At 43.6% G+C, this 12,034-nt stretch carries 11 protein-coding genes; 10 read left to right on the forward strand and 1 reads right to left on the reverse strand.

What is annotated here, in order from left to right:
- Positions 1-485: 485 nt before the first annotated feature.
- On the reverse strand, positions 486-1,001 hold the full coding sequence (locus tag QMG11_RS17990; RefSeq protein ID WP_281837709.1) for a cob(I)yrinic acid a,c-diamide adenosyltransferase: 516 nt from the start codon (positions 999-1,001) through the stop codon (positions 486-488).
- 300 nt (positions 1,002-1,301) lie between these two features.
- On the opposite strand from QMG11_RS17990, the gene QMG11_RS17995 reads away from it, so the two are divergent.
- From QMG11_RS17995 to QMG11_RS18040, 10 genes are all read left to right on the forward strand, one after another.
- Positions 1,302-1,841 (forward strand): hypothetical protein, encoded by a 540-nt coding sequence (locus QMG11_RS17995; protein ID WP_281837710.1) that lies wholly within the window; start codon positions 1,302-1,304, stop codon positions 1,839-1,841.
- Between the two features lie 400 nt (positions 1,842-2,241).
- Positions 2,242-2,427: a hypothetical protein gene (locus QMG11_RS18000; protein ID WP_281837711.1), complete on the forward strand. Its 186-nt coding sequence runs from the start codon at positions 2,242-2,244 to the stop codon at positions 2,425-2,427.
- Positions 2,428-2,930: 503 nt separating this feature from the next.
- Positions 2,931-3,692, forward strand: a complete 762-nt coding sequence (locus tag QMG11_RS18005; protein WP_281837712.1) for an acyl-CoA dehydratase activase — start codon at positions 2,931-2,933, stop codon at positions 3,690-3,692.
- Positions 3,693-3,713: 21 nt separating this feature from the next.
- Complete coding sequence (locus tag QMG11_RS18010; RefSeq protein WP_281837713.1) at positions 3,714-4,853, forward strand: double-cubane-cluster-containing anaerobic reductase; 1,140 nt, start codon at positions 3,714-3,716, stop codon at positions 4,851-4,853.
- A gap of 10 nt (positions 4,854-4,863) precedes the next feature.
- The gene (locus QMG11_RS18015) at positions 4,864-6,177 is read left to right on the forward strand and encodes a sulfurtransferase (RefSeq protein WP_281837714.1); all 1,314 of its coding nucleotides are present in this window, start codon (positions 4,864-4,866) and stop codon (positions 6,175-6,177) included.
- Between the two features lie 16 nt (positions 6,178-6,193).
- A complete protein-coding gene (locus QMG11_RS18020) occupies positions 6,194-7,462 on the forward strand; it encodes an ABC transporter substrate-binding protein (RefSeq protein WP_281837715.1) in 1,269 nt (422 codons plus the stop codon).
- A 12-nt stretch (positions 7,463-7,474) separates the two neighbouring features.
- Positions 7,475-8,410 (forward strand): carbohydrate ABC transporter permease, encoded by a 936-nt coding sequence (locus QMG11_RS18025; protein ID WP_281837716.1) that lies wholly within the window; start codon positions 7,475-7,477, stop codon positions 8,408-8,410.
- A 9-nt stretch (positions 8,411-8,419) separates the two neighbouring features.
- Positions 8,420-9,220, forward strand: a complete 801-nt coding sequence (locus QMG11_RS18030; RefSeq protein ID WP_281837717.1) for a carbohydrate ABC transporter permease — start codon at positions 8,420-8,422, stop codon at positions 9,218-9,220.
- On the forward strand, positions 9,217-10,311 hold the full coding sequence (locus QMG11_RS18035; protein WP_281837735.1) for a GNAT family N-acetyltransferase: 1,095 nt from the start codon (positions 9,217-9,219) through the stop codon (positions 10,309-10,311). The genes QMG11_RS18030 and QMG11_RS18035 overlap by 4 nt, the downstream gene beginning before the upstream one ends.
- A 9-nt stretch (positions 10,312-10,320) precedes the next feature.
- A complete protein-coding gene (locus tag QMG11_RS18040) occupies positions 10,321-12,033 on the forward strand; it encodes a DUF4091 domain-containing protein (protein ID WP_281837718.1) in 1,713 nt (570 codons plus the stop codon).
- The last annotated feature ends 1 nt before the right edge of the window (position 12,034 follow it).

Consider the following 12,034-nt stretch of genomic DNA (forward strand, 5'->3'; position numbering starts at 1 on the left):
GAGGGCTAAGCAGGAAGTTTTTTAATGTTAGTTTAAAGATATTATTATTTACAATAGAAAAGGCCATTGCAATATTGAAAATTATACAATACTTTTGCAACAGCCTAATTAAGGAAAGTATAGAATTTATAAAAAACTACATAAAGTAACTTAAGTTGCTACCTTTAGGTGAAATTCAAAAAATTTGCCACTAATGACACAAATTAGAATGTAAAACAAGTGGGAAGCATTTGCACAAATAAGTTCTTTTTAATTTTGCTCAATAGGCTAAAGGACTTTCATTTAGTAAATTCGTGGCTAAAAAACTTAGGTTTTGAAATTTTTTAGTGATTATTTCTTAAGTAACAACTTAGATTAAAGTAATGAGTATATTAACTGATTATTTGGATGCAACGTCACGTTGCTTTTTATTACTTAGAAATTTAATTAGCGACTGTAGGCTAGTGGTTGGTACCACAGAGGGTTGCGTGATTTTGTTTTCCTCTCTACCTTTCAATTCCATCCCTTGCCATGACTCCACTGTTGTAGTAGTGCTTTACCTCCCTCATCTCAGTTACAAGATCTGCTGCCTCTATAACTTCCTTCGGGGCATACCTTCCAGTGAGAACCAGCTCAGTGCCCTCTGGCTTTATATCCATAAGGTGGAGGATCTCCTCTTGGGTGATGAGGTTGAAGTAGGTGGAGACACAGATCTCATCCAGAATAACAAGATCGAACTCTTCTCCTAGAAGGATCTCTTTAACCCTTTCATACCCCTCCCTTGCCTTTATCCTGTCTATCTCTCTGACATCTCCCGGACCTATTATGCAGCTCTCCGTTCCAAACCGCTCCACGGGAACTCCTAGTCTCTCAAGGGTGTTCAGCTCCCCGTACCTCTGCCCCTTCATAAACTGCCCTATATATACCTTCAAATCATTCCCAAGAGCTCTAACAGTAAGTCCCAGAGCTGCTGTTGTCTTCCCCTTACCATTTCCCGTATAGACATGTATATATCCCCTCATCTTCCTCATCTCCTAAAATTTATTGTTTAAACCTGCAAGGCACAATTACCTATAGATGCTTAAACTATACTCCTCCCCCGGTGCGCTGTCAATTTACCTAGTCAAGTATAGCAGCCAAACGCCCTGGGGACCTTTATCTTAAAGAGAAAAGAAAGGTATTCAATATTATTATAGGGCTCATTAAGTGAAATCATATTTAACCAGGTTAAGGGATAACTCCCTAGATGGAAAGATTTTATCTCACACAGGATGGTTTTTATGATATAATTAACGGGATATAATGATTACAGGAGGACAGCCATGAATGAGTATAATTTTTCCTTTGACAACGAGGAATCAAGAGAGATATTTAACCAGACTATAGAGGCAAGTAAGAAGTATGAGGAGAGGTGTGCAGAGCTTCTTGAAGGATTCTATTCTTTAGAGAAGATGCCCATGGAGAAGATAGAGGAGTATGCAGGTAAGGATGGGATCGTTATCTACTGGGATGGTGATACCCTGGTACATATTAAGATATGTGCAGATAACAAGACCCTTAAGATGGCAGGGATAGAGACATTTTCCTATACTGAGGTAGAGGATATCTACCTTACAGACCTTCTAAACACTATAAACCTTAAGTTTAAGCCTAAGTTTGTTATAGATCTTAAAGGAAGGGATAAGGAGACATTCCTTCACATCCAGAAGCTTGAGCTTGTAGCTGAGGGACTGGATATTCCAGATGAGGATGCCCTTGAGTTCTGCCAGAAGATGGATGTATCCATCTATGTAAATGGTTCTGGGACAGCCTATGTAAACCTGGGTGAGTTTGTTGCAAAACTTATGGAGTGTGCACAGTAATTTACAGGGGAGAACCTATGGGTTCTCTCCTTTTTATTGTTTAGAAAAGTATGAGGTTATAAATTATTCCAATGGAAAGTTCTTTTGCATAAGGCCGGAAGAGGTGGAATATCAGGCTCCCTTTTATGGAAAGGTGATTTTATCACCATTTAATTTTTGTTAAATTTTATTGAACAACAACGTATTTAATGCTATAATGTTCTGTATTTATATGTAAGGGATACTTGGAGGTGAGGATTTTGGTATCTATATTAAAGAGGGTACTGAGATTGAAGATTAAGTACACGAAATTATAGCTTTAGAGACTTTCAGGTCTCTTTTTTATTTGCCCAATTTTTTTATTAGGAAAAAAGGAAATTTTTTCGTTAGTTGAAGAATAATATTAAAGGAGGGATGCTTTATGGAGCTTGAGTATGCTTATATTAAGGATTTGGAGATGGCACTGAGGTATGCAGTGAAAGCTGTGGAAAAGGAGCTTGAGATTTGTGGGGAAACTAAGGATTCAACCCAGGAAGAGGTTCTCAAGAAGAGACTTGATAAGTTTAACTTTCTGCTGACCAAGCTACTGAAAGAAAATAAAGTATAGGATCTAGAGGCCTTGGGGCCTCTTTTTATTTTTTTGATACCACTCCTCCTCCAAAAGCTTATTCTTCCTTGGATACAGGACAACCATTAAAAAAATCAACAAAAAATCTATTGACTTTTTTTGTTTACATATGTTACGTTAATAGATGAAATGTACAAAATTTAAACTGAAAGAATGGAGGAAATATGCATTACAGAGTTTGACTTTGATCAATAAATCTTACTTCTGGAAGAAGTAAACACCCATTAGAGTTGTAGACCTAGAAGAACAGCGATAGATAAGTGTTTTTATCCCTTCTTAAGAGAAATTCCATTTTAGTTTCACTTCAATTCTAATTCTTTTTTTAATTTTCAATTATTTTACTTTTTAAATAGGGTGCTAATGGCATCGGAATACCCATAGTCATATATGGCTTTTTGTCGTACTTAAAGGACAGAAAAACAGTTTTTAGGCTAAAGAGGCCTGAGGCTCTTTTTATAATACAAAAAAATAAGGAGGATACTATGTACGGAGTAGGAATAGACATCGGCTCCACTGCAGCTAAGGTAGCCGTATCCAAGGATTCCAAGGTTATATCCAAGTTTGTCATGCCCAGCGGCTGGAACAGCAGGGATACAGCCAAGGAGATCTATGAAAAACTTTCTGCTGAGGGAATTAGTGAAAAAAATGCCAAGATCGTAGCCACTGGTTACGGAAGGATCTCCGTTCCCTATGCCAACAAGGTAGTTACTGAGATTACATGTCACGGAAAAGGGGCTTCCCACTTTGTGGATGGAGACTGTACCGTGGTGGATATCGGGGGGCAGGATACTAAGGTTATCTCTATAGAGGGGGGAGTGGTAGCTGACTTTACCATGAACGATAAGTGCTCCGCTGGTACTGGAAGGTTTATAGAGGTAATGGCAAACAGCCTGGGCCTTACCATAGAGGAGCTTATAGAGCTTTCTACCAAGGGAAAGGATACTGAGATTACCTCCATGTGCACGGTCTTTGCAGAATCAGAGGTTATAAGCCTTGTAGGGAGCGGTACCAAGAAGGAGGATATCGCCCATGGAATAGTCAACTCGGTGATAAAGAAGGTCAAGTCCCTTTGTACGAGGCACGGAAGGGCAGATACCTACTTCCTCAGCGGAGGCTTTTCAGGAAACAAAAATATGCTCAAGCAGCTGGAGGATGAGCTGGGAGCCAGGGTCGTATCCCACGATGAGGGAAGATATACAGGGGCCATTGGGGCAGCCATCCTAGCAGAAAAAATAAAGAGATAGATTAAAAATAGGGGGAGAGAGATGAATAAACTACCAGAGATTTTTGAAAGTTTTGGAGAAGCAAGAAGAAATGGATTTTTAAAGGTTAAGGAATTTAAGGACAGGGATGAAAATGTTGTAGGTACCTTCTGTACCTATACTCCCAAGGAGATCATTTATGCAGCGGGAGCACATCCAATCTCCCTTTGCTCTGTGAGCGAGGAGACTATTCCAGAGGCAGAGAAGCACCTTCCAAAGAACCTTTGTCCACTGATTAAGGCAAGCTACGGATTTGCCCTTACAGACAAGTGTCCATACATGTACTTTGCAGACATGGTTGTGGGGGAGACCACATGTGACGGAAAGAAGAAGATGTATGAGCTTCTGGGGGAGTTAAAGGATACCCATGTGATGCAGCTGCCTCAAAATCAGAGTGCAGATGGTCTGGAGCTTTGGAAAAATGAGATGTACAGACTTATAGAGAAGCTAGAGGATAAGTTTGCTACCCAGGTGACAAGCGAGTCCCTCAGAGGAGCCATTAAAAGCTGCAATGAGGACAGAAAGCTTCTAAGAGAGTTCCACGAACTAGGAAGGTTAAAGCCATCGGTTATCAAGGGATTCGACATCTTCAATGTATTAAATGGTGCAAACTATACCTTTGATAAAGTGGAGATGAGGGAAAAGGTAAGAAACACTATCTCCGAAGTAAGGGCTAAGTATGAAAAGGGAGAATTCCTTCCAGAGGGGCCTAGGATTCTGGTTACCGGCTGTCCAATAGGGGGAGTGGCAGACAAGGTGATAAATGCCATAGAAAATACAGGAGCTATCGTTGTTGCTCTGGAAAACTGCCAGGGGTACAAGGAGCTTCACGAGGACGTAGATGAGAGTATCGATCCAGTAGAGGCCATTGCAAAAAAATACCTGAACATCCCATGCTCGGTTATGACTCCAAACGATAAGAGGATAGAGCTTCTAAAGGATATGATAGACGAGTATCAGGTGGACGGGGTAATAGATATGACCCTTCAGGCCTGCCATACCTACAGCATCGAGAGCCACAATGTTAAAAACATCCTTGTGGGGGAGAAGAAGACTCCATATATGATGCTTGAGACAAACTACTCAAAATCCGATGAGGGTCAGATAAAGACAAGGGTAGAGGCCTTTGTTGAGATCCTTTAGGAGGTAGAAGATGAAGAAGTTATTGTTCATAGCCCTAATAGCTTCCCTTGGTGCCTGCACAGGTATTGAGAAGCAGGAAGCTGATCTGGGGGCAGATTATGTAAGGTCGAAGATTCACACAGAGGGAACCGTCATAGTGGATGTAAGGCCTGATGAGGCCTACAACGGCTGGGAACTCAAGAAAGACGTAGAGGGGGGACATATTCCGGGAGCTGTAAGCTTTTCCACAGGGTGGCTCTCTGAGCTCACCGATAACCAAAAAATCCAGCTTCTAGAGGAGAAGGGAATAGCCAGAGGCAGCGAGGTAATTATCTACTCAGATTACGGGAAGGAAAGCCTGGAGCTATACCAAACCCTCACATCTCTTGGATATGAGAAGGTCAGAAACTATGAGGGTGGTATGAAAGAGTGGAGTATGAAGGGCTATGAAACTGCAAAGATGCCAAACTACTCCCAGCTGGTTTATCCAGAGTGGCTCTCTGAACTTATAAGCGGTGGAACACCAGGCAACTATGACGGCAGGGACTATGTAGTGGTGAATGTGAACTATGAAACCCATGATAACTACCTTGAGGGTCACATTCCTGGAGCTATCTACATAGATACCAACGAGATCGAGTCCCTTCCCCTGTGGAATATAGTTTCAGATGAGAAGCTCACAAAGCTCTTTAAGAATACGGGAATAACCAAGGATACCATGATAGTTATCTACAGCGAGGAACCCATGGCAGCAGGAAGGTTTGCTGAGGTGCTCATGTATGCAGGAGTAGAGGATATCCGTGTATTAAACGGTGGATTTACAGCGTGGAGGAGAGCAGGCTATGAGTCTGAAACCAAAGAAAATCCTTGGGTAGAGGGGGAAGATTTTGGAGCTGAAATCCCTCTGAATCCCCACTACACAATAGATATGGAGGAGGCAAAGACCCTGGTGGAGGATTCCAATGGGAGACTGGCTGCTGTCATATCCTGGGATGAGTATATCGGAAGAAACAACGGGGGGTACACCTACTTCAGCGAGAAGGGAAGAATTCCCGGAGCTGTATTCGGCCACGGGGGAAGGGATGCATACCATTCCGAGGACTTTGTAGACCCCGACGGAACCATGAGAAGCTATACGGAAATAGAGAAGATGTGGAGAGACTGGGATATCGCCTCGGAAAACAGGGTGGCCTTCTACTGCTCTACAGGATGGAGAGCAGGCCTGGCGCTATTTGATGCCCACCTCATGGGGTGGAAGGATATTACCGTTTACGACGGGGGATTCTATGAGTGGGTTCAGCACCCAGAAAATGAGATAGGGGTAGGAATACCTGAAAATAAATAAGATATAAGGAGATGAGATGAAAAGAGTATTAGCATTAATTTTAACGATGGTTGTTGTTCTATCAGCAGGAAGCAGGGAGGCACTGGCCTTCTTTGGGAAGAAAAGCAATAAGGAAAAGGTAGTAGTGTGGCTGCCTCCTATCGGGGAAAATGACAGAGCTGTATGGGAGCCTATTCTAAAGGAGTTTGAGGAAACCCACAACGTAGATATTGAACTTGAGATTATCCCTTGGGAGAACTACCCGGAGAAGTATGCTGCGGGAATCGCTTCTGGACAGGGCCCAGATGTTGGATATATGTATGCTGAGATGTTCCCACAGTTTATCGAGATGGGAGCTGTAGAGGACCTTACTCCATACCTTACAAAAGAGGACTATGAGAAGTTCATCTATATCAAGCACGGAGAGATGATGGGGGGAATGTATGGACTTGGAATAGAGGCTGCTAACCCTGCTGTTATCTACTACAACAAGGAGATCCTAGCTTCCATTGGTGAAGATGTTCCAGTTACATGGGAGGACTTTATCAGATGTGCAGTTAAGGCAACTAAGGATACCAATGGAGATGGTAAGACAGATCAGTGGGGATTCTCACAGGGGTGGGGAGCACCATTCTTTGGAGATCTTAACTGGAACTGGTATGGTTTCCTCTGGCAGGCTGGAGGAGATATCTTCAACGATGACCTTAAGAGTGTAAAGTTTAACAATGAGGCTGGAGTTAAGACAGCTCAGTTCCTTCACGACCTTAAATTTAAATACGATGTACTGCCTCCATACCACATGGCTCAGACAAACAAGGAGATGCTTCAGACTACCTTTGGTCCAGGAAAATCACTATTTTCAATCTGGCTTTCATCTGCAGCAGGGGAGATACTGGATAAGTCATTCCCAGATCTTGACTATGGTATGATCCTTTCTCTTAAGGATGTGGATATGGGTACATTTGCGTCGGTAGATCAGCTGGTACTTATGTCGGGAGCTAAGGACAAGGATCTTGCCTTTGAATTAATTCAGCATATGCTGAGCACTGAATCTATGACTAAGTTCCACAAACACCACCCGAGAGCTCCAATTGCCAAGGGGGAGCCATACCAGGGTGACCCAAGGATGAAGAAGATCGTGGAAACAAAAGAGGGAATCTACAGACCACTTGTAGTAGGGCCTCATGGAGTAGAGATCTATGAGTATCTATGGAAGCAGCTTCAGATGATGATTACTGGAGAGAAGAGTGCCCAGGAAGCTCTGGATGAAGCAGCTGACTACTCCAACAGATTACTTGCTAAATAAGAGGAGAAGCATATGCAGAATGGAGAAATACTTTTAAAAATTGAAAAACCAAGGAGAATGTTCTGCATAAAAAGACTGGCAGGGAGGGGAAAGCCCTATGGATTCATAGGGCCTCTCAGCCTTATCCTATTTACTTTTTATGTAGTTCCCATATTACTTTCTCTCTACTTTAGTTTCACTGATTACAACATAATAAAGGATCCCAATTTTATAGGGATATCCAACTACAGATCCCTCTTGGAGGACAAGGTTTTCAGAGTATCTCTGAAAAACACCTTCATCTTTACCCTGGGAGTTGTGCCGGCTCAGACTATCATATCCCTTGTTATGGCCACATGGATTGTGAGCAGGGGCAAGAGCAGACTCACAGAGTTTGTAAAGGGAGCTATGTTTATCCCTGTGATCTCCTCTATGGTGCTGGTAAGCATAGTGTGGAGGATACTCTTAAATGGAGAGGGCTCTCCCCTCAATATGATCTTTGAGCTGTTAAACATTACCCAGCCCAACTGGCTTGGAGATTCCTCTATAGTGTTATTTGTTCTTATGGGAATAACAGTGTGGAAGAATACAGGCTACTTTATGGTCCTCTATATAGCAGGCCTTATGGAGATCCCCCAGAACTATATGGAAGCAGCCAGGGTTGACGGTGCAGGAAGGCTTAGGGTTTTCTACCATATCACCCTTCCCCTTCTGGCCCCTACTACCATAATGGTAGTTTTTCTAGGTATAGTGTGGTCCCTTCAGACCTTTGACCTCATCTACACCCTCACTGGGGGAGGGCCGGGGAATGCATCTATGACCCTGGTGCTTCATATCTACAACAACGCTTTTAAGAACTTTAATGCAGGATACGCCATGACCATGGCAAACATACTTCTCTTATTCTCAGCTGTAGCAGCTATCCTCCAAAGGGGACTGCTCAAGAGGGAAAGGTCGGAGGTATATTAGGAGGACAGAATGACAAGAAATATCGGCAGAGTGCTGCTTATAACAATTGCAGGCTTTATGGTAATTCCCTTTATATATATGTTTATGACATCTCTCAGGGTAAGCTATACAGCCTACAACTTTAAGTTCACCCTGGATGAGCTTACACTGAACAACTACAGGGAGATCTTTAAAAACACCAACTTTATCATCTACTTTTTCAACAGCCTCTTTATCTCCATGAGCGGGGTTGTATTAAATGTGGTATTTAGTTCCCTGGCTGGATACGCTTTTGCCAAGATGGAGTTCAGGGGAAGGGAGAGGATATTCTTCTTTATGCTCCTCACTCTCATTATTCCCTCACAGGTCACCCTCCTTCCCCTCTATGTAATTATGAGGAAGCTGGGATGGCTGAACACCTATATGGCTCTGATACTTCCCCTACCTACGGCTATGGGGGTATTCATTATGAGGCAGAGCATCCTCAAGGTCCCCAGAGACCTGATCGACTGTGCCAGAATCGACGGATGTTCCGAAGGAAGGATCTTCTTTGAGATAGTTCTTCCCCTTATTAAGCCGGCTATAATAGCTCTTTCCATCTTTACCTTTATAGGGGCATGGAATGAGTTTCTCTGGCCCCTCATTGCCACAACCTCCGATTCCATGAGAACACTTACAGTGGGGATGGCAAGTATGAATGCCCAGTACACAGTAAACTATGGCCTGGTAATGGCTGGGGCTACACTCACCTTCCTTCCCTCCTTTATATTCTATATCCTCCTTCAGAAGCAGTTTGAAGAGGGGGTGGCATTATCGGGACTAAAGGGATAGAGGTAAGGGGCACAAGAAAAGATGAAGTTGAGAGGGTTATTACCCTTATAAATAAAGTATTCAGAGGAGAGAGGGGAGACCTTCCCCATACAATGGAGAGGGAGTTCCCCCTCCTCCTCTGTGAAGGTAACAGGGATAATATGAGAATTATTGAGGAAGAAGAAGAGATATGCTCTGTGATAAACTTTCTTCCCAAGATTATAGCTATAGAGGGGACTTCCATCTTAACAGCTTCCATAGGGGCTGTATGTACCCATCCTGACTACAGGGGGAGGGGCTACTCCTCTCTTATACTTAAAGATGCAGAGGATAGGATGAGGGAGATGGGAGTGAGGATCTGCCTAATATCCGGCACAAGGAGCCTCTACACAAGATGGGGAGCTGGCAGAGTTAAGAATTCCATGAGATATAGGGTCCCCTCAAAAGGAAAAAAGCTACCATGGAGGATAAGGGAGTATAGAAGAGAGGATCTACCAAGCCTTAAGAGAATCTATAACTCTCAAAGTACCAGATATATAAGAGAAGAAAGAGATTTTGAACTCCTTATAGATTCTGGGACCTTCCCCTTTGGAGATACCTCCTACTACAGGTGTGTAATGGAGGATCAAGAAGGAGTGAGGGGATACATTATCCTCAAGAGGACTCCAGAGGGAGTAATAGTCAAGGAAGCTGGCGGGAAGAGGGTAGAGATCTTCAAGTCTTTATCCTATTTGGCTCATGAACTTAAGATAGAGGAGATCAACTACATCCTTCCTTCGGAGGAAAGGGTTCCAGCTGGATATATGGGAGAGGAGGAGTATCTCCAGGGAACCCTAAAGATCATAGATGCTGCAGGATTCGTGGAGGATCTGAGGCCCTACTTCAGGCAATGTGCTGGGAAGGAGGCAGACTCCTTTAACATCATAGAAGCAGGAGAGGGTTACAGACTCACCCTGGAGAATGAGGTTCTAAAGATCTCATCCCATGATGAACTGCTGAAGGTAATCTTTGAAAAAAGCAACACTGGAAGTACCGGCGGGAAGATGAATAAATTTCTGGATATGGTGTTTCCCCTTCCCTTCCCCTGGACGGAAAACCTAAACTACCAATAGGAGTAAAATATGAATAGATATAAACTATACAATTCAGCATATAAACATAGAAGAGGAGATAAGCTTCCCCCTGAAGAGAAGCTAAGATTAATGGTGTTAAAGGGGGAGAGGTTTGCCTTTCAGATAGCCCTCACCAAGGAGGAGGGAACACTAATTTCTTTGGGAGACTTTAACCACATTGGTTACAGAGGCCTTGGAAGGAGGATCAGAGTTGCTCCGGAAGAGGCAGAGGGAGTGGAGCTAAAGACCGCCTTCCTTGGGTATGTGGCAGATGATGACGGCACTACCCTCACAGCAGATCCCATCCTCAGGGAGGAGTACCTCTACTCTGAAGGAGATACAATAATCTGGGTAGAGGGGGAGATCTGCAGAGAATATATGGAAGAAAAAGCAGAAGTCACCATAAACCTCTATACTCAGGAGAGATATGATAAGGAATCCATAGAGGAATCCATCACAGTGGATATAGAAGTGGTAGATGTGGTTCTTCCAGAGTTAAAGGACACCGATTTTCACCTGGACCTGTGGCAGCATCTCTCCTCATGGGCAAGACACTACAGGGTTCCCTTCTGGGGAGAGGAGCACTTTAGGATAATCGATAACTATATAGAGGAGCTGGCTTCTATGGGAGAGAAGGTCATCACAGTGGTGGCCTCGGACTTTACCTGGGAGGGGCAGGGCTGCTTCCAGGTGGAGAAGAATGCCTCCAACCTCTTTGAGCACAATATAGTTTCAGTGAAGAGAAACCTTTCCGGGAGAATAGAGTGTGACTTTACCGCCCTTGAAAGATATCTGGATATCTGTTTTAAACATGGGATGGAAGAGGAGATCGATATCTTTGGTCTGCTGGCAAGCTGGCAGAGAACTGATTTCGGCAATCCTCTGAGAGACTACGACGACTATATAAGGATAGCTTACTTTTCAGAGATGGATGGGAGTCATGGATATATAGATAACAGGGAGGACCTGGGAGAGTATATTAAACAGGTTTTTGCATTCTTCAGGGGGAAAAAACTCTTGGACAGGGTGAGGGTGATCAGTGATATGCCTAAGGATCCTCAGGCCTTTGCCAGGTGGTCGGAGTTTCTGAGGGCTTCAGCTGGGGAGGAGATCAAAATAAAAACAGCCCTCCATGAGGAAAGTTTTATAGAAAGGATTGGAGATACTTCAGACCTCTGTCTCTCCCTCCCCCTCCTTCTAAAATCTAAGGATAAGCTGAAGGAGATCAGGGAGGCTGTGGAAGGGAAGCTCACGTGGTATGTGTGCTGGTTTCCAGATCAGTTAAACCACTTTATAAGTTCCCCCCTCATAGAGAGCAGGCTTACAGGATGGTACTCCCACTATATGGGGATGGATGGATTCCTGAGGTGGGACTATGCCCTATGGACGGAGAAGCCCTATGAAGATATCAGCTATAAGTATCCAAGATGGAAGGCTGGAGATATGTTCTTTGTGTATCCAGGAAGGGATATGAAGCCTGTGAGGTCAATCAGGTGGGAAAACCTGAGGTTTGGCCTTCAGGATAACATCCTGCTGAAGATGGCAGAGGAAGCGGCAGGCTCCCAGAGGGTCCATGAGATGCTTGAAGAGGTCCTTGGAAGAAGAGAGAATATGAGAACTACAGGAGAGTTTTCTGTGGAGCTCACCTACTCAACTGAATATGAGGAGTATATGTTCATAAGAGACAGAATCATAGATATATTGAGGGAGGATAGCCAGTGAC

Source organism: Propionigenium maris DSM 9537, assembly GCF_027925155.1.
Taxonomy (GTDB): Bacteria; Fusobacteriota; Fusobacteriia; order Fusobacteriales; family Fusobacteriaceae; genus Propionigenium; species Propionigenium maris.